The sequence below is a fragment of the Anaerolineales bacterium genome (genome assembly GCA_030583885.1).
Taxonomy (GTDB): Bacteria; Chloroflexota; Anaerolineae; order Anaerolineales; family Villigracilaceae; genus Villigracilis.
In genome coordinates, this window is the sequence record CP129480.1 from 49,092 (window position 1) to 66,678 (window position 17,587).

A 17,587-nucleotide genomic window follows, 5' to 3' on the forward strand; every position below is an offset into this window, starting at 1 on the left:
CAACATAGCCATAACGTGATTGATGACGGGGACTTGTCAACCGTAAAACCTGTGCTATAATTTCATTGCTGGCAATGAAATTCACAGCCAGAATAACGGGTCGTACTGGTGTTCGTAGCACCAATACGACCCTCACCCAACCCACCGGCTAGAGCGGAGGGAGGGCTGGTTTTATTATACAGCCCCTTTGATTCGCCCTGGTGGGATTCCATCAGGGCGATTTGTATTCCAGCCGGGGAATACAGGTCGCCCAACCCCAAAAGGAGAATCACATGTTTCAACCCCCTTCCACACAACGATTTCAACTGGTAGGCACGCTCACGCGCATCCGTCAGGAATGGCAGGATGCTGCCGGAATTTCCAGTCTGATCGAGGTTGAAGGCAACATGGGAATGTTGCTTGCCGACCTGATCAATGGCGTAGGTCTTGGAATTGATGAGCAGATCCAAGTGCTGGGTCCCGAACTGTTTCACGAGATGAAGGATTTCCTCAAATCCCCTGTCCAGAATTGATTGACTGCTGCCAGCCGGACCGGCCCGGCTGGCATTTTGACAAATGCCAACAAGGAAACCATTCATGAATAAGCGTTCGGTTATTTACGCCAGAGTCAGTACGGATGAACAGACCAAGGGCTACAGTTTAAACACCCAGGTCGATGCCTGCAAGCAATATGCCGCCGATTGCGGTTATGTCCTTTTAATGACATTCTCCGAGGATTACAGCGGTGCAACCATTGATCGCCCTCAACTTAATGCCTTGCGGGATTTTGCTGCCCAGGAACCCATTGATGTCATTATCGTGTACGACATTGATCGCCTTGCCCGAAAAAGCGTTTATCAGGCGCTGATCGAGGAGGAGTTCCTGCGACTGGGAGTCACGGTTGAATATGTGATTGGTCAATATGACAATAGCGATGAAGGCCGGCTCCAAAAACAGATTCGTGCCAGTATTGCTGAATATGAAAAGGCAAAGATTCTGGAACGAAGCAAGCGGGGAAAACGTGGCAAGGCGCAAAGTGGGTTTGTGATTGTCGGGTCACGTCCACCTTACGGATATAAAACAATTACTGAGCCGCACAAGTCCTGGCTTGAAGTGGATGAAGAGGAGGCGCAGATTGTTGTCAATGTTTTCAATTGGTATTTGAGAGGAGATGGCGATAGTGGTCCGATGTCCATGAATGCCATTGCCAAAAAATTGACCGAAATGAGGGTCATCACCCGGGGCGATAAACATGGACACATCTACAAGAAATATGAGCCTGGGTCGTGGGCGCCTGAAATGATAAGGCACATCTTGAAAAACGAGACGTATACTGGCACCTGGCATTATGGCAAGACGAAGGTAATCGATGATGGACGGGTAAGACCTGCCAGGCCAAAATGTGGATTTGGCAAACAGGTACCTCGTTCACGGGATGAATGGGTGGGCGTCCCTGTACCTGTAATCATTGATAAGGAGACTTTCAATTTGGCGCAGGCGCGAATGAAATTCAATCTTGCACAGGCAGATCGACACTTAAAGCATGAATATCTTTTAGCGAGAAGATTAAGGTGTGCCAAGTGCGGCTTTACTTATCAGGGTCGTGCAAGAAAGAAGAATACCTATTACTACTGCAAAGCAACAGAAAGACGGCCTATCAAGAGATGTGATATGCCCATGTTTCGTGGAAGGGATGTTGATGATGCGGTATGGGCATGGCTTGTCAACATCATTCAGCATCCGGAATACATTGTTGCCGGTTTACAGGATCGACAGGAGGAACAAGGCAGGAGCAATCAGGCTTTGACAGCCCGGTTGGAGTTGATAGAAGGTCATATAGCTGAGAATGAAAAGCAATTAAATAAGTTGCTGGACCTGTACCTGTCAGGAGATTTTGAACGTGATATGCTTTCAGAAAGACGTGCGAGACTTGAAGAAAATATAGGGAATCTCCGAAAGGAACAGGCGGAAATTGCCTCGTTTCTTGAACAATTGGTTTTGTCTGATGCCCAAGTGGAAGACATAAGATTGTTTTGTGAGACGATCAAAGATGTGTTGGATACTGCAACGTTCGAACAAAAACGGCAGGTGCTGGAGATGCTAGATGTTCGTGGTACACTAGCGATTGAAGATAATGAAAGGGTCATTTACGTCAAATGTCTAGTAACCCCACAGCAACGGCTGTCGCTTTTGCCAACATCGCCTTCATCAAATATTGGGGGAATCGTGACAACGCCCTGCGTCTCCCCGTAAATGGTTCTATTTCAATGAACCTGGATGGACTCTTCACCCGCACCACGGTCAGCTTCCAGCCGTCGCTCCCCTTTGATGAATTGATAATCAACGGGCATTCGGTGATCGGGAAGGGTCTGGAGCGGGTCTCGTACATTCTCGATCTGGTACGGGAGAAAGCAGGAATCAAAATGAATGCCGAGGTGATGAGCGAGAACAATTTCCCCTCAGGGGCGGGGATCGCCTCTTCGGCGGCGGCATTTGCGGCGCTGGCATTGTCCGCGAGCAAGGCAGCAGGACTGAACCTGAGCGAACCCGAACTCTCCGTCCTTGCGCGGCGCGGATCGGGTTCTGCATCTCGTTCCATTCCTGCGGGATTCGTCGAATGGCAGATGGGAACAGACGGAGAAGATTCTTACGCCTTCTCCATCGCGCCGGCTGACCATTGGAATCTGGTGGATTGTGTTGCCATCGTCAGTTCCGCGCACAAAAAGACCGGCTCCACCGAGGGACACGCCATTGCAGGGACGAGTCCATTGCAAAATGCGCGCGTGGCAGATGCGCCGCGCCGGCTTGACTTATGCCGCAACGCGATTCTCAAAAAGGATTTCGAAGCGTTTGCGAACATCATCGAACACGACTCGGACGTGATGCATGCCGTGATGATGACATCCAATCCTCCGCTGATGTACTGGCAGGCTGCCACAGTGGAGATCTTCCATCACGTACGCGAGTGGCGCGCGAGCGGACTCCCCGCCGGCTATACGGTGGATGCAGGCGCGAATGTCCACGTATTGTGTTTGGGAGAATACGCCAAGGAAGTTGAGAAACGTTTGCGGGAACTGTCCGGCGTAAGCGATGTGCTGGTTGCGGGAGTCGGTGGAGCGGCGAAGGTGGTGTAGTCCCTTTCATGGGTGGAAAATGCTCCTCGAAACAGAAACAACCGTCCCCAAAGGGGATGCTATCGGCGGGGAATGAAGCGGGGGAATTTATCTAATAAATCTTTAACTCTGCCAAATCCATTTGAAGATATAATCCGCAGCGTCAATCAAATTAGATTAAGGAAAAAAAATGGTATCTGGTTTTGTAACGTTGATCATCTTTTTGCTCGCGCTGGGCGGGATGATATTTGTGCATGAGTTGGGACATTTCATTGCCGCGCGCTGGGCAAAGATCGAAGTGGAGGAGTTTGGGTTTGGTCTGCCATCCTATAAATTGGCCACGCTTTTCAAATGGCAGGGGACGGAATTCACGATTCACGCATTGCCGCTCGGTGGCTTCATTCGCCCCAAAGGCGAGAACGACCCCAATGTGCCCGGCGGACTCGCATCCGCTAACCCGTGGAAACGCCTCGTTGTTTTGTTCGCGGGTCCTTTAATGAACCTTGCCACGGCTGTGGTTGTATTTTCATTTCTGATCGCTTCCGAAGGTGTGCCCCTCCCCGGCTCGATCAAGATCGATTCGATTGCCCCGAATTCCCCCGCACAAGAGGCAAACATTCAATCCGGCGACATCCTGCTTGCCATTAATGGCGAACGAGTCACCGAAACCGCTCCAGCCGTCGCGCTCATTCAGCAAAACCTTGACAAGCCCGTCGAGCTATTGATCGAACGGAACGGCGAACAGATCACTCTCACGGCCACGCCGCTTTCCAGCAGAAACAGAAGCGAGGGCGCACTTGGCGTCGGATTGACCTACCCGACCCGCCCGGCCACCTTCGCGGAAAGCATCTCCGGCGGATTCATGGTCACCGGTATTCAAGCCGCCACCATCGTGTACATTCCCATCGCACTCATTCGCGGCGCCATTGCGCCCGAGGACGCGCGTTTCATCGGCTTCAAAGGCATCTTTGACCTGTTCGACATGGCTGTGGAGGAGGATGTTTCCAGCCGCCAGGAAGTTCCCGCTGCCGGAACAGCGGGTGCCGCCAGTGCATCCACCAGACCCACAAACTGGACGCTCAACCTGGTTGGTATACTGAGCATCTCCCTTGGCGTGCTCAATCTCTTCCCCATCCCTGCGCTCGACGGCGGACGCATCCTCTTCACCCTTCCTGAAATTCTCTTTCGCAAACGCATCCCGCATGAATGGGAGAATATGGTCAATGGCGTTGCCATGCTCCTGCTGATCAGCCTCATGCTCTTTGTCAACGTAATGGATTTTATCAACCCCGCTCAAATCCCCCTTCCTTAACCATGGCTGAAACCCTTTCCCTTCAATCCGTTCTCGATCACCTGCTGGATTCCAAAAAGGACATCCCGTACAACCATCTGCAATACTACTCCGACCTGGATCCGAAATCGCTGCAGCTTTTTATGGATGTATGGCCCAGTGTCAAGCCGAACCGAAAACTGCTCCTGCTCAACGCTCTTTTGAACCACCTCGACTCAGACACCCTCGTCTCCTACGAAGAGATCGGCAGGGCATTGTTGGATGATGCAGATGGAGAGGTCCGCGCCCGCGCCATTGGACTGCTCGCCGAATCGAACGACCTGAAACTTATTGACATATTGATCAATATCTTCATCAACGATGCAGACTTCGCCCCGCGAATGGAGGCCGCGCGCCTGCTGGGCGAATTTGTCCTGCTCGGTGAATTGGAGGAATTGGACGAGGAACATCAGCGCAAGGTGGAAGACACCCTGATGTCCGTCATCCGCAAGGAGGAAAACCCCTCCCTGCGGAAACGCGCGCTTGAATCCCTCGGCTACTCCTCGCGGGACGAAATGAACAACATTATCGTATCCGCTTTCGAGCGCGCCGACCCAACCTGGATCGCCAGCGCCCTGCGCGCCATGGGACGCTCCCACGACAACCGCTGGGATGATGATGTGGTCAGCAAGCTGCTGGACGATGATCCGCGCATCCGTTTTGCCGCCGCCGAAGCCGCAGGCGAACTCGGCATTGAAGCGGCAGGTCCCATCATGCTAAAAATGCTTGAAGACGAGGAGGAGGACGATGATGTCATCTCTGCGGCGGTCTGGTCGCTCTCGCAGATCGGCGGTGATGATGCACGCATCTATCTGGTCAGTTTGATCGAAAATACCGAAGATGAGGATCTGCTGGCCTTTCTTGAAGATGCCCTCGAAAACCTGGACTTCAATGAGGAACTGGATAAATTCGACCTTCTGTCATTGAATGAGGACGACCTGGAAGACCTGAATGAACTTGATGAATTGGATGATGAGGAAGACGACTAAATCAGTGAGCGCAGCCCGCAGGGTGCTTCGCGAAGGGGAGCGAATATCATCCCCTTGTGGATACGCACAACAAAAAATCCTCCTACAACAGAGGATTTTCAGTGAGCGCGGAGGGGATCGAACCCTCAACAAACGGCTTAAAAGGCCGCTGCTCTGCCATTGAGCTACGCGCCCATTCCTGCCCGGTGCCGCATAAATAACCAAAACAGAATCACGTTATCTACTTATTTTTCTGTCCAAAACCCCGGCGATTTACGCAACAAGCGGTGAAGCGGATTGCATTCTATCACGTCAAAATTCCGGCGTCAACGTAATAAAGAACGTCAACACCACATCTATCTGGCTGGAGGCAAAAATGACAGATGTTAAATATGTAACCGAAACAGATTTTCAGGACGAGGTGATCGGCTCTGAATTGCCCGTCCTTGTCGATTTCACCGCGGACTGGTGCCAGCCGTGCAAAATGATCTCGCCGATTGTCCAGCAACTCGCCGGTGAATGGGAGGGCAGGGTCAAGGTTGTCAAACTGGACGCAGACCAGAACCCAAACATCATGATGCAGTACGGCGTGATGGGCATCCCTACCCTGATGCTCTTCAAAGGTGGTGAGATCAAGGAACGCATGACGGGGTTTCAGCCGAAGGACAAACTGGAAGCCAAAGTCACCCCGCACGTGTAATACCCCCGTTGTATAATGGAGCCGAAATAAATTTCGGCTCCATTATCTTTAAGGACAACTCTGTGTCAGAACAAGAGCTTCTTCAGGCGGGCATTTCAGCCATCAAAGCCGGCAATCGAAAGCATGCCTCCTCCATTCTCGCGCAACTTGTCAGGAAACATCCCCGCTCAGAGAGGGGCTGGTATCTGTTGGGCATGTGCCTGGCGTCGGTTGACCAGCGTGAATATTGCTTTAAACAGGTGGTAGCCATCAACCCGGGCAACCTTGACGCAAAAAAACAAATTTCACTTCTTTCCATTTCCAAATCCGAGCCTGTTCCTCCCCCGCCGCGAACTCCGCAACCAACACAGGTTGAGCCGGCGACTCAATCCTCCACCGGTTCTGATCAATCATCGCAATCTGTCCCGCCATTTGTTTCGGGCCATATGGAACAGGGTGTGAAGGAAAGTCCCGCAACAGACTCCCTGCCTGTACCCGCGCCATTGCCGCAAGAAAACGCAAACAAACAATTGTCCCCGGTAAAAAAGAAAAGGAGTAACAGGGTACTTGTTGCCTCCATCATTACAAGCACGGTAGTTCTCATCGCTGCATCCGCCATCGCCTTCATCATGCTCCACGGTTCATTCGGACAACCGCTTTCACCACCACCAGCGCCGCAAAATCAAAATCCCCCCACATTTCCGCCTGCAATCACTGCAACCAACACCGTATTACCACCAACCCAACTTCCCAGCCCGCTGCCCACAGTTGTTTACACGCCCCTCTACGAGGAAAGCCCGTGTCAATTTGAGACTCCCAGCCGGGCAAGAGTGACCTGCGGGTATGTCACTGTACCAGAAACCCGTTCAGGCGACCCATCCCGCACGATTCGGCTGGCGGTCGTGATATTCCATAGCACGAGCAAAACCCCCGCCCCCGATCCCGTTGTATTTTTACAGGGTGGACCGGGTGCAGCCGCAATTGAATTCAGCGCGCAGGTGTATCCCTATATGGTGACGCCTTTTCTTTCCGAGCGCGATTTTATTACCTTCGACCAGCGCGGCACAGGATTGTCAGAACCCGCACTCAAGTGTGATGAATTGGAGAATGTTTTCCGCCAGGATATTTACGGGAAAATCGAGCTGGGCACAAGAGAGATGGTCTACCAAAATGCCTTCCTTTCCTGCAGCGGGCTGTTGCGGTCAAAGGGCACAAACCTCAACGCCTACTCCACGGTGGAAAGCGCGGCAGACCTGAGAGATATTGTCAATCTGCTCGGGTATCAAAAAGTTAATCTGTATGGGGCCTCGTATGGAACGCGTCTTGCCCTCGTGACCATGCGGAACCATCCTGAGATCGTGCGTTCAGCCATTCTTGATTCGGTCGTACCGGTTGAAACCAGTTTGATCAGGGAATATCCAAACTCAATTGACTACACCCTGTCCAGGCTGTTTCAATCCTGTGCCGCAGATCCAAATTGCAGCCGCGCCTATCCGGATCTTGAAAATGTCTTCTGGGACCTGGTAAGGGAACTGGACGCGAACCCTGTTACCCTGACAACCTCGGCGTACCCAATTGGTACGGTCACCGAGACGATGGACGGCTACTATCTGATGTCCGTCGTGCTCGGTCTGACAAAAGTATCCTATCTGATCGATACAGCCCCCCAGACTATCTACCGCGTGAAAGCACAGGACTATTCGACGTTGATCGCCGCACAGTACTCCCTACCCTATGCATTTGACGGCATCAACCATGGTTTGTATATCTCCATGATGTGCCGCGAGCACGTCCTCGGCACTTCGGAGGATGATCTTCGGCTGGCCTCGGAACAAATTGACGTCAACCATCCCATTTGGCGTCCGTTTTATGGAAACTTTGGCGAGATGGTCAAAGCCTGTAAATCCTGGGGGGCTGTTGGGCCGGACCTGGGCGAGCAGGACGCGGTCAGTAGCGATATCCCCAGCCTGGTGATCGAAGGTGCCTATGATCCGGCCACGCCGCCATCCTTTGGAAAACAGGTGGCCGGGAAACTATCGAACAGCTTTTATTTCGAATTCCCCGATTTGGGACATGTGCCGACCAGCGCCGATTCAAGCGGGTGCGTCATGCAGGTGGCTCTGGATTTCTTGAAAAACCCGATCCGTGAGCCGGATCGAACCTGTTTGAATAGAAAATCAGGCGTAAAATTTCATGTCCCTTATACGGGCGAGCCTGCCATTGAATTGAAAAGGCGCCAAACGTTTGGTGTGACATTAAATGTGCCGGATGAATGGATTTACGACAACGGGTTTTTCGTGCGGTATACCTCCCCCTTCGATATTACACAGGTGGGCGCTTTCCGCATGTTCATTACGGTACAGGAATTGAAGGATTATTTTTCCTCCAGCGCATACGGCTATCGCGGTCTGGACGGTGCGCCGGTCGAGGCAGGCATACGGCAGGCGAACGGGTTAACTTGGAAGTTGTATTACGCCGCATCCAACGGGCGCCCAGTGGACGTGGCGGCGGTGGAGGTCGGTAGCACCTCCCTGGTCATCATCATGTTCAGCCACCCGGATGAACATGATGCCCTATACCGCACCGTCTTCCTTCCCATGGTGGATTCTGCAAAATAAGGGCCAATTGATTGACGACTCACCCGCCTTCATGGTATTATTCGCCCGCTAAAAACCAGCCAAAAGCTGGGTTTGTTTTGTCTATAACAAGAGGAGAAACACATAAGCGCTAACGAATTTCGAGTAAATGAGGGCATCCGCGTCGCGGAGGTTCGACTGATTGGTGCGGATGGCGAAAACGCCGGTGTTGTGCCGATCCGTCAGGCGCTGCAAATCGCCCGCGATGCCGAGATGGACCTGGTTGAGGTCTCGCCCGGAGCAACTCCGCCTGTTTGCCGTGTGATGGACTTTGGCAAGTTCATCTACGAAAAGGCAAAGAAGGAACGTGAGGCGAAGAAAGCCCAGACCAAGATCGAGATCAAGGAGATCCGCCTGCGCCCGAAGACGAATGAAGCGCATCGCGGTTTCAAAGTGGATGATGCCCGCCGCTGGCTGGGACAGGGTCATAAGGTGCGAGTGACTGTCAAGTTCCGCGGACGCGAGATGGATTATCCAGAAATCGCACTGGAAGACCTGAAAGAGATCGCCCAGGACCTTTCCGATATTGCGACCATTGAAGTCCCGCCGCAAATGGAAGGCCGCACCATGCTCGTGGTGCTTGTCCCTGCCAAGGGCGGGGCAAAAAAGAAAGAGAAAACCGAACAGGCTGAGGCGAAGAACGAAGCGGAAGCCTGAGAGTTGTGTGATGCCCGTATGGGTACAAGTCCCCAAAGATGTTGATCGTCCGCGGGCTGAAATATCCCGCGGTTATTTTTAACTGAAAGGAGAAAACCAGCAATGCCTCGCAAAGCAAAGAAGTCTGGAAAAATCAAGCTGAAGACCCATAAAGCGACATCCAAACGATTTCGCCTGACCGGCTCCGGCACACTTGTGCGCACGAAAGGCGGCAAAAGCCATTTGCGCCGCCGCACGTCCGACCGCACGAAGGCGTTATTGAGCGAGATGGTTCCTGTAAAGGGCCGCAAGTACATCAAACGCATCAAGCGCCTTGCTCCCAACATGGAAGGATAGTCTTCCAGTTCACTGTTATTCTTATTTGCGGCTTTCGGGTGTACGCAACTGGCATGAACATGCCGACGCCCGCGGGTTTGCAGGAGGTAAAGAAACATGCGCGTAAAAGGTGGTCCGCAAGGACATCTACGTCACAAGAAAATTTTGAAGATCACGAAGGGCCAGCGCGGCTCGAAGCATCTTTTGTTCAGACGAGCGAACGAAGCCATGCTCAAGAGCCTGTGGTACGCCACCCGTGACCGCCGCGTGCGAAAGCGCGATCTGCGCAAGTTGTGGATCGCCCGCATCAACGCCGCGGCCCGCTTGAACGGCACGACATACAGCAAGCTGGTGTCTGCGCTCAAGAAGGCGAACATCGAACTCAATCGAAAGATGCTCGCAGACATTGCAGTCCGCAATCCGCAGGCATTCGCCGCGGTTGTGGCAAAAACCAGGTAAAATCAGTAGGTCACGCTTGAAGCGTGACCTACAACTTTAACGGGGGTAAAATACCCGCATGAACACCGTTCTAGCTGAAAAGAAATTCGCGTCGGGTCAAACCCTGCAGATCGTGCAGGGCGATATCACCCTTGATGAAGTGGATGCCATCGTCAATGCCGCAAATGACCACCTGCAGCATGGCGGCGGCGTGGCATGGGCAATTTCCCAAAAGGGTGGAGCGACGGTTCAACAGGAAAGCGACGAGTGGATTCGCAAACATGGGCCTGTCTCCCACTCGCATCCGGCCTGGACTTCGGGCGGGCTCCTGCCTGCGAAATACATTATCCACGCTGTGGGGCCGGTCTGGGGCGAGACCCACGCTGCAGGCACAGGCGGCAATGAGGATAAAAATTTATCAGCTGCTGTAACCGGCTCCCTGTGCGTGGCGGATGAATTGAAATGCAAGTCCATTTCCATGCCCGCGATCTCGACGGGCATCTTCGGCTTTCCCAAAGACCGCGCAGCGGGGATTATTTTTGACGCAATTGAAAGTTGTTTTTCAGAAGGCAAAAATTCGGGAATAAAGCTTGTTCGTATCGTGTTGTATGACCAAGCCACCCTTGATATATTTCTTGAAACATGGAGGATGGTTCATCGATCGTAAAGCCCCATTAACCATCCTCCATTAACCCTATTCCATGATCACATCCAACCAAAACCCAAAAGTGAAACTCGTCCGGGCCCTGCTTGGACGGTCAAAAGAACGCCGCGAGGCGGGCGCGTTCGTCGTGGAAGGCGTGCGCCTGTTTGAAGAGGCAGTGAAGAGCAGTTGGAAAATCCGCTTTGCTTTGTTTGATGATTCGCTAAATGAGCGAGGCAAGTCACAGGTCGAAGGTCTCAGGTCAAAAGGCGTGGAGGTTGAAGAGGTTTCACCGAGCGTGATGAAATCCATCAGCGAGACAGATGCTCCGCAAGGCGCGCTGGCGGTGGTCGAATTTACGGATTTGCCCGTTCCTGGATCTCCCACTTTCATCCTCGTCCCCGACCAGTTCCGCGATCCGGGCAATTTAGGTACTTTGCTGCGTTCTGCAGCGGCGACGGGCGTACAGGCCGTCCTGACCCCGCCTGGGACCACGGATACGTTCGCACCGAAAGCCATCCGCTCCGGGATGGGTGCGCATTTCAAGCTGCCGGTCCATGCGATGAGTTGGGAAGAAATAAGCAACGTTTTAAGGTCTGAAGGTTTGAAGGTTTTGATCGCGGATATGGATGGCGTTTCGTGCTGGGAAACGGACTTACGTCAGCCCGTGGCATTGATTATCGGAAGTGAAGCCGACGGGGCGAGTAAGTTCGCGCGGGAGTTGGCGGATGGAAAAATCAGCATTCCGATGTCTGGCGAGGTGGAGTCACTGAATGCGGGTGTGGCGGGGTCGGTGTTGATGTTTGAGGTGGTGAGGCAGCGGTTAGCGGTTAGCGGTTAGCGGTTAGCGAAGGAAAAGATGAAAATTCGTTCCATTACCTACTTTTGCAATCCCAAATCTCCGCTGGATGAGAAGGTCTTGAATCAGGCAGGGGTGTTTTTATCCAAGGCGAAATCCGCGTATGAGGCGGCGGGCTATGAAGTGCAGACGGTGCGGTTGGCGACAGTTCCATTTCCGAGGTTACTCGGCGAAAAAGGAATGGATGGGTTGCCAAAGTTTGCGAATCAATTTGCAAAAGCGATAAAAGAAGTTGGTATTTCCTATGCTTCGCTTGGACCTGCATTGCCTGAATTCCCAAAAAGTTTTGAAGCGATTCCCGAAGCGATTGCGGGGAGCGAGGATATTTTCTTCGGCGGGGCGATGACGAACGGGAACAAAATCCACATGGCGGCGGTGAAGGCGTGCGCGGATGCCATCGTCAAATGCGCGCCGCTCGATCCGAATGGCTTTGCAAACTTGCGCTTTGCCGCGCTGGCGAACGTCCGCGCGGGCGCGCCGTTCTTTCCTGCGGCGTATCACGATGACGACGAACCTGCGTTCGCGATTGCGGTGGAGTCCGCTGACGTGGCGGTGGATGCTTTTGCGGGGAGGGCAAGTTTGGACGAAGGTCGAAGCGCACTCATCGCAGAGATCACGAAACACGGTCAAGCCATCGCTCGCATATCGAACAGCGAATTATCGAGCACGCATTTCCTTGGCATTGATTTTTCACTCGCGCCCTTCCCCGACGATGTGCATTCGCTCGGCAACGCGGTCGAAAAGATGGGCGTGCCGAAGGTCGGTTTGCATGGCTCGCTTGCGGCGGCGGCGATCCTCACCGAAGCCATCGAACGCGCGGATTTTCCGCACATCGGTTTCAACGGTTTTATGCAGCCTATTCTCGAAGATTCGATTTTGGCAAAACGCGCCGCAGAGGGAACGCTCACGGTGAAGGATGCGCTCTTGTATTCAGCGGTGTGCGGGACTGGCCTGGATACTGTCCCATTGCCCGGCGATACGAGTGCGGACGAGCTCGCTCCGCTTCTGCTCGACCTGTGCGCTCTTGCCTTGCGTTTGGACAAACCGCTCACCGCGCGGCTGATGCCTGTACCCAGTAAACGGGCAGGAGATTCCACTGAATTCGATTTCGCATTCTTCGCGAACAGCAGGGTGATGAAGTTGGATTCAAGTCCGTTGAGTTACCCCCTGGGTGGGGATCAGACTATCGCATTAAATACAAAACTGCCCAGACCATAGATCCGGGCAGTTTTGTACACCCAATCACTGCTCAAGGTTTCAGATAATATGCCTGATACGTTCCCAGCGGAACATATCCCAGTTTCTCTGCCAACTTACAAGATTCTGGATTTGCCGCATCCCAATGGGCATCCATATTGTTCTCCAGGCACCAGCGGACGAGATTGGCAGAAAGCACCGTTGCAACCCCCTGACGCCGATACTTGTCTTCGACAAACAGACTGATCTCGATCCCTGTGCTGCAAACCAGTGAAGAATACGCTGCACCGATAATTTCTCCATTTACATCAGCGTAAAAGCCAATGCCGCGTTCAGAAAAATCATCGGGGGATTCAAAATCGGAGATGTCGATAAAATGGTCTTGTCCCCTTATTTGCATCAGCAGGGCAGCATCCATCCGTTTAACGTTCTGTGCAAACCTGGAAACCTCACCTAATTTTTGCAAATATTCGACAGATAACCCTTCCGATGAAAAACCGTACCGTTCGATCGCTACAAAGCGTTCTGTGTACAACTCCTTGAACGCCTCCGCCCAGCCTGCCGATGCGGACATGAACAGGTTATAAGGCTGGAAATTCTTCATCATCTCCTTCGCGCCAGCTATGCTCGTATCTCCGGCAAAATAATGAAAGGGACCGATCTTGATCATATAAGCGGATGGATGTTCAACATCATCCACATATGCCAGGCCCATTTGATCTTCGAGTATGCACTCGATGGAAACGTCCACACGATGGACATTTCGGAAGGCTTGTGCCAGCCGAATACGATTCGTTTTTGTTAAGGGGTATTCTGTGATCATTCTTCCCTCCAGTATTCCCCACCGCCGCCTTCGCGCATCATCAAGCCGAAACCGACCAGTTCGCGCCGCAGGGATGCGGTATCTTCATGGTAACGACTTAATATCTCGTTAACCTTCTTCTCGCTATATCGTTTGTTGATTTCAAAGGCTTTCACCACGTATCTCAGGATGGCTTCCAGTTTTTTGCGCTGGGCAGGGATGGTTTTCAGGCCGCCGTCCTTGCGGGCGTAATCTTTAATGATTTTGTTGTCGTAGGCACCGGCATCCACGTCTGCGACAGAGGCGGCAAGACTCTCCTGTGAAAAAATACCGCGTGATTTTGCCTCCAACGCCTTTTCATCCAGTTGATAGATGTTGTAGTAGCTGTCCGCTTTGGCGCTGACCAGACCGACTTTGGCAAGTTTTGATAAATGATGTGACACCGTGGAGGCTTTCAGGTTCAGCAATTCGGCGAGTTCCTCCACGCTGTACGGCTGCTGGGCAAGCAAGCCAATGATCTTAAGACGGTTCGCATCAGAGAGGGCTTTGAAGAAGGTCACAAGCTCATCGTTCATGTTTCACCTTCGTTTACCCGCCGGTAACGCGAACCATCACTTTCCCGGGCCAGGAGGCCTGCATCCACCAGGTCACAGCGCAGACCGGCTGTGTCCTCATTGAAGCGCCGCAAAAGGGTGTTGACTTCCTTTTCCGTATAGCTTTTACCGAACTCAAAGAATGGAATCAGGTAGTCCAGAATCACGCGCAGTTTGGCGGGTTGAAGCGGCACTTGTTTGATGCTTCCGTCGGCGTTGAGGTGGGCCTTCAATACTTTTTTGGATTTTTGATCCAAATGGGCAGGGGGAACATAAGAAGGACGTACTTCCGCCAGTTTCTCCTTTGCAAGGACGGCAAGTTTGTCTTTGTTAAGGGTGTACACACCGTCCGTTTGGGTGATGGCTCCTACAAACTCAAGGAGACCCAAATGGGTCAGGGAGTCTTTTACCGAGAGTTGCAAACGCTCAGCGATCTCCTTGCGGCTGGCGGATGCCTGGGAGAGCAGGCCGATGATCCGCAGGCGCTGCGGGTCGGTCACGGCTTTCACATAATCAAGCATCTCGTTCATAATTCACTTCCATAGATTTATTTAGATAACTATCGAATTAGATTTTAGAAGCGAATCCACACTTTGTCAAGGGAATCTTTGAGGCCAGAGACAGGGGCGGGCAGGGAATGAGGCGAAGCCTCCAAATATCGGCGGGGTTGTATGAGTTATAATTTCACTTCGAGAACGCAATTCAACTTTGGAGGTGTCAGTGGATCTCACGAAACACGCTTTCTTTGAGGGGAAAATCGTCCCCCTGGGTGAGGCAAAGATCAACATCGCCACGCATGGTTTTTTATATGGAACCGCCGTTTTCGGCGGGATGCGGGCATACTGGAACGAAGAGAAGAAACATCTCTTCGTTTTTCGTCCCTACGACCATTTCCGCCGCCTGCTTAATTCCGGGCGCATGATGGCGATGAACATTCGATACGACGAGGAGAGTTTGACCCAGCTCACGCTGGATGTTCTGCGCGCAGACAACTGGCGGCAGGATGTATACCTGCGTCCCACCATTTACAAATCGGACCTGGGCATCGGCGTACGCCTGCATGACCTGAAGGATGAGTTCTGCATGTTCGTGATGGCATACGAGCCGTACGTCAAGAACGATACCGATGCACACCTGACCGTCTCATCGTGGCGGCGCATCGATGACAACGTCATTCCTGCGCGAGGCAAGGTGGCGGGCGCATATGCAAATTCCGCGCTGATCAAGACCGATGCAAACCGCGCTGGTTTTGATGAAGCGCTTGTGCTGGATCAGAACGGACATGTTTCTGAAGGCTCGGCGATGAATATTTTCATGGTACGCGGCGGCGTGCTGATCACCCCGCCGGTGACGGATAATATTCTCGAAGGCATCACGCGCCGTTCGATCATCGAGATCGCCCGCAGGGAACTTGGACTCGAAGTTGTAGAACGCTCGATTGACCGCACGGAGGTTTTCATCGCGGAGGAGATGTTCATGACGGGAACTGCCGCGCAGCTTGTGGCGGTGACAAGGATCGACCACCGCCCTGTTGGAATCGGAACGATGGGACCGATCACAACAAAATTACGGACAATGTTCGATACCATTGTGCGTGCAAAACACCCGGATTATCTGCACTGGAACCTGGAAGTGAAATAAAAAAATCCGCCGCTTATTTAGCGGCGGATTTTTCGTTGTATCCTATGGATTCTTCTTAAACCTCACCAGCGCCAGATTTTTCGAGCAATCGTTGTATGTGTTGAGGGAGATGGGATCCGATAACGGCAACCCTGCCTGGTCGAGAATCTGAATGGACAACAATCCATCCGATGAAATGGGGACCGTTCCCAGTAAAAACTCAAAACCGGATCTCCCATAGGCCGGGGCAATACTACTGACGGTCAATTCGCTTTTCGTCTTGCTGTTATAGAAACCTGTCAGGCGGACGGTGATCCCAAGCATATCCGCATTATTTGCGTCCACAATGGTCCCGCCCACACCCTGCCAGTTACAACCCAGTTCCGGATGGATGATCGTGCTGTCGATATAGGTAATCGTTGCAGAGAACGGCGCTTTCGGTGTCCTGGTTGGAGTGGGAGTGATGGATGGAGTCACCAATGAGACAATCGTGGGCGAAGGCTCCAGTGTAAACGTCGGCAAAAGGGTTGGCGTCTCGGTTACATCCAATGGGGTAATCGTCCAGGTTGGCTGCAATTGAATGGGGGTGATCGTCGGCGTGGGCTGCAAGTTAAGGCTGGCTTGCTGAACAGGTGGAAGGGGATTAATCATCGAGTTTGGCATCAGGTAGATCGCGACAAAATACAAACCGATACAAAGCGTAACGATCAATGTGAGGATGCTTAAGATATCCCACAGGTCAAGCCGCGAACCCTGCGCACTGCCCACGGAAGAATCTTCATAGTCGTAATTACTCATTATGGTACTCCAAAAATAATTCGTTTCGCATGGGTGGCAATACCAGTCCATGCGACGGGGCTGCCGTATTTTTCATGGGGCGAAAACAATATTGCTCTTTGCACGTCTTTCCGCAAGCCAGTTTTTTAAAGCCAGTTCCTGCATGGTCAACAGGGCATCGGGAGAGAGCGGATGCTCGCCGCGTTCCAGCGCCTTGAAAATATGAAAGCCTGCCTCCGTTGCGATGACGCCGCTATATTCGCCGACTTGCAGGCCAAAGACTGACTCGTTTGCACGGACATCCAGTAAATAACCGCGTGGGACCCATCCCAACTCGCCGCGTGTAACCGGATCGTATAACACCGCCAGTTCGTCGAAGTCCGCGCCGGCGTTCAACTGCTCGAGGGCCGCCTGCGCGTTTGCCTCATTATAGGTCAAAATCTGGCGTACATGGATTTGCTCAACAGCGCCCGGCACATCCGCAATGATTTTGTCACGCATCCATGCGGATTCAATGGAACGCTTCAGCGCGGCGCGGAAGGACGCCTCGTCATAGCCATGAGCGGCCTGCCACTGGAAAAGCGCATCCACACCACCGAGTTCAGATGCGAGCGCCTCGATCCTGGACTGGAGAGTCGATTCTGTCAGATTGAAATTCGCCTCCCTTGCGGCTTGCGACAGCAGGATCTGCGCGATCATATCCTCCAGCACAGTCTTGTCCGCATCTTCTTCAGAGACGGTATTGCCAAGTGCGGCTTGCGCGGTTTTGTAACGTTCGAGCTCCGCCTGAAACTCCGTGATGGTGATGTACTCTCCATTAACCGTCGCAGCCGAAGGCGGCGGCGTGGCGGTGGGAGGTTCGGGCGTGGAAGTCGGCCAATCGGGGGTGGGCGTGCCGGGGTCCATTAAGGAGGCGCAGGCACTTAATCCCAAAATGAGGACCAGAATCAATTGAGTCGAAAAACGGGGTTTTGAAAGCAT

The 17,587-nt window shown here is 52.7% G+C and carries 19 protein-coding genes and 1 tRNA gene; 14 read left to right on the forward strand and 6 right to left on the reverse strand.

Translation table 11 applies throughout. From position 1 onward, the window contains the following. Positions 1-272 precede the first annotated feature (272 nt). The 5 genes from QY332_00310 to QY332_00330 all read left to right on the forward strand — a co-directional run bounded on the left by QY332_00310 (position 273) and on the right by QY332_00330 (position 5,411). Complete coding sequence (locus QY332_00310) at positions 273-512, forward strand: hypothetical protein (GenBank protein WKZ36365.1); 240 nt, start codon at positions 273-275, stop codon at positions 510-512. Positions 513-576: 64 nt separating this feature from the next. Further along, positions 577-2,232: a recombinase family protein gene (locus QY332_00315; GenBank protein WKZ36366.1), complete on the forward strand. Its 1,656-nt coding sequence runs from the start codon at positions 577-579 to the stop codon at positions 2,230-2,232. Continuing rightward, the gene (mvaD, locus tag QY332_00320; GenBank protein ID WKZ36367.1) at positions 2,136-3,113 is read left to right on the forward strand and encodes a diphosphomevalonate decarboxylase; all 978 of its coding nucleotides are present in this window, start codon (positions 2,136-2,138) and stop codon (positions 3,111-3,113) included. The genes QY332_00315 and mvaD overlap by 97 nt, the downstream gene beginning before the upstream one ends. Positions 3,114-3,282: 169 nt before the next feature. Then, positions 3,283-4,404, forward strand: coding sequence for a M50 family metallopeptidase (locus QY332_00325; GenBank protein ID WKZ36368.1), 1,122 nt, complete (start codon positions 3,283-3,285; stop codon positions 4,402-4,404). 2 nt (positions 4,405-4,406) lie between these two features. Further along, a complete protein-coding gene (locus QY332_00330) occupies positions 4,407-5,411 on the forward strand; it encodes a HEAT repeat domain-containing protein (GenBank protein WKZ36369.1) in 1,005 nt (334 codons plus the stop codon). A 102-nt stretch (positions 5,412-5,513) separates the two neighbouring features. On the opposite strand, the gene QY332_00335 is transcribed toward QY332_00330, so the two are convergent. Beyond that, positions 5,514-5,585: transfer RNA gene (locus QY332_00335), tRNA-Lys, on the reverse strand. A gap of 181 nt (positions 5,586-5,766) precedes the next feature. Between QY332_00335 and trxA the strand changes: the two genes are divergently transcribed. The 8 genes from trxA (at position 5,767) to QY332_00375 (ending at position 12,835) form a co-directional block, all read left to right on the forward strand. Then, positions 5,767-6,090, forward strand: a complete 324-nt coding sequence (gene trxA, locus QY332_00340) for a thioredoxin (GenBank protein ID WKZ36370.1) — start codon at positions 5,767-5,769, stop codon at positions 6,088-6,090. A gap of 62 nt (positions 6,091-6,152) precedes the next feature. After that, positions 6,153-8,687, forward strand: coding sequence for an alpha/beta fold hydrolase (locus tag QY332_00345; protein ID WKZ36371.1), 2,535 nt, complete (start codon positions 6,153-6,155; stop codon positions 8,685-8,687). A 102-nt stretch (positions 8,688-8,789) separates the two neighbouring features. Then, complete coding sequence (infC, locus tag QY332_00350) at positions 8,790-9,362, forward strand: translation initiation factor IF-3 (GenBank protein WKZ38481.1); 573 nt, start codon at positions 8,790-8,792, stop codon at positions 9,360-9,362. A gap of 102 nt (positions 9,363-9,464) precedes the next feature. Continuing rightward, positions 9,465-9,698, forward strand: a complete 234-nt coding sequence (locus QY332_00355) for a bL35 family ribosomal protein (GenBank protein WKZ36372.1) — start codon at positions 9,465-9,467, stop codon at positions 9,696-9,698. A gap of 96 nt (positions 9,699-9,794) precedes the next feature. Further along, the gene (gene rplT / locus QY332_00360) at positions 9,795-10,136 is read left to right on the forward strand and encodes a 50S ribosomal protein L20 (GenBank protein ID WKZ36373.1); all 342 of its coding nucleotides are present in this window, start codon (positions 9,795-9,797) and stop codon (positions 10,134-10,136) included. 58 nt (positions 10,137-10,194) lie between these two features. Further along, positions 10,195-10,782 (forward strand): macro domain-containing protein, encoded by a 588-nt coding sequence (locus tag QY332_00365; GenBank protein ID WKZ36374.1) that lies wholly within the window; start codon positions 10,195-10,197, stop codon positions 10,780-10,782. A 34-nt stretch (positions 10,783-10,816) separates the two neighbouring features. Next, positions 10,817-11,599 carry an RNA methyltransferase gene (locus tag QY332_00370; protein ID WKZ36375.1) on the forward strand — a complete coding sequence of 261 codons (783 nt, stop codon included), beginning with the start codon at positions 10,817-10,819 and terminating at the stop codon, positions 11,597-11,599. Between the two features lie 18 nt (positions 11,600-11,617). Next, entirely contained in the window at positions 11,618-12,835 is a 1,218-nt protein-coding gene (locus QY332_00375) for a DUF711 family protein (protein WKZ36376.1), read from the forward strand. Between the two features lie 31 nt (positions 12,836-12,866). Here the strand turns inward: QY332_00375 and QY332_00380 are convergent, their stop codons facing one another. Genes QY332_00380 through QY332_00390 form a run of 3 tightly spaced genes read right to left on the reverse strand, consistent with a single transcriptional unit; the run spans position 12,867 to position 14,739 of the window. Beyond that, the gene (locus tag QY332_00380; protein WKZ36377.1) at positions 12,867-13,637 is read right to left on the reverse strand and encodes a GNAT family N-acetyltransferase; all 771 of its coding nucleotides are present in this window, start codon (positions 13,635-13,637) and stop codon (positions 12,867-12,869) included. After that, complete coding sequence (locus QY332_00385; GenBank protein ID WKZ36378.1) at positions 13,634-14,191, reverse strand: metalloregulator ArsR/SmtB family transcription factor; 558 nt, start codon at positions 14,189-14,191, stop codon at positions 13,634-13,636. Before QY332_00385 ends, QY332_00380 begins: the two co-directional genes overlap by 4 nt. Further along, positions 14,188-14,739 (reverse strand): DUF2087 domain-containing protein, encoded by a 552-nt coding sequence (locus QY332_00390; GenBank protein WKZ36379.1) that lies wholly within the window; start codon positions 14,737-14,739, stop codon positions 14,188-14,190. Before QY332_00390 ends, QY332_00385 begins: the two co-directional genes overlap by 4 nt. A 190-nt stretch (positions 14,740-14,929) precedes the next feature. Between QY332_00390 and QY332_00395 the strand changes: the two genes are divergently transcribed. Beyond that, positions 14,930-15,850: a branched-chain amino acid transaminase gene (locus QY332_00395; GenBank protein WKZ36380.1), complete on the forward strand. Its 921-nt coding sequence runs from the start codon at positions 14,930-14,932 to the stop codon at positions 15,848-15,850. 42 nt (positions 15,851-15,892) lie between these two features. Here QY332_00395 and QY332_00400 read toward each other — a convergent pair whose 3' ends face one another. After that, positions 15,893-16,627 (reverse strand): hypothetical protein, encoded by a 735-nt coding sequence (locus QY332_00400; GenBank protein ID WKZ36381.1) that lies wholly within the window; start codon positions 16,625-16,627, stop codon positions 15,893-15,895. A gap of 72 nt (positions 16,628-16,699) precedes the next feature. Further along, positions 16,700-17,587, reverse strand: coding sequence for a SurA N-terminal domain-containing protein (locus QY332_00405; GenBank protein ID WKZ36382.1), 888 nt, complete (start codon positions 17,585-17,587; stop codon positions 16,700-16,702).

Coding starts and splice junctions, on each gene's coding strand:
- QY332_00310 (WKZ36365.1), top strand. CDS start 273: ATGTTTCAACCCCCTTCCACACAACGATTTCAACTGGTAGGCACGCTC.
- QY332_00315 (WKZ36366.1), top strand. CDS start 577: ATGAATAAGCGTTCGGTTATTTACGCCAGAGTCAGTACGGATGAACAG.
- mvaD (WKZ36367.1), top strand. CDS start 2,136: ATGTCTAGTAACCCCACAGCAACGGCTGTCGCTTTTGCCAACATCGCC.
- QY332_00325 (WKZ36368.1), top strand. CDS start 3,283: ATGGTATCTGGTTTTGTAACGTTGATCATCTTTTTGCTCGCGCTGGGC.
- QY332_00330 (WKZ36369.1), top strand. CDS start 4,407: ATGGCTGAAACCCTTTCCCTTCAATCCGTTCTCGATCACCTGCTGGAT.
- trxA (WKZ36370.1), top strand. CDS start 5,767: ATGACAGATGTTAAATATGTAACCGAAACAGATTTTCAGGACGAGGTG.
- QY332_00355 (WKZ36372.1), top strand. CDS start 9,465: ATGCCTCGCAAAGCAAAGAAGTCTGGAAAAATCAAGCTGAAGACCCAT.
- rplT (WKZ36373.1), top strand. CDS start 9,795: ATGCGCGTAAAAGGTGGTCCGCAAGGACATCTACGTCACAAGAAAATT.
- QY332_00365 (WKZ36374.1), top strand. CDS start 10,195: ATGAACACCGTTCTAGCTGAAAAGAAATTCGCGTCGGGTCAAACCCTG.
- QY332_00370 (WKZ36375.1), top strand. CDS start 10,817: ATGATCACATCCAACCAAAACCCAAAAGTGAAACTCGTCCGGGCCCTG.
- QY332_00375 (WKZ36376.1), top strand. CDS start 11,618: ATGAAAATTCGTTCCATTACCTACTTTTGCAATCCCAAATCTCCGCTG.
- QY332_00380 (WKZ36377.1), bottom strand. CDS start 13,637: ATGATCACAGAATACCCCTTAACAAAAACGAATCGTATTCGGCTGGCA.
- QY332_00385 (WKZ36378.1), bottom strand. CDS start 14,191: ATGAACGATGAGCTTGTGACCTTCTTCAAAGCCCTCTCTGATGCGAAC.
- QY332_00390 (WKZ36379.1), bottom strand. CDS start 14,739: ATGAACGAGATGCTTGATTATGTGAAAGCCGTGACCGACCCGCAGCGC.
- QY332_00400 (WKZ36381.1), bottom strand. CDS start 16,627: ATGAGTAATTACGACTATGAAGATTCTTCCGTGGGCAGTGCGCAGGGT.
- QY332_00405 (WKZ36382.1), bottom strand. CDS start 17,587: ATGCTTTCAAAACCCCGTTTTTCGACTCAATTGATTCTGGTCCTCATT.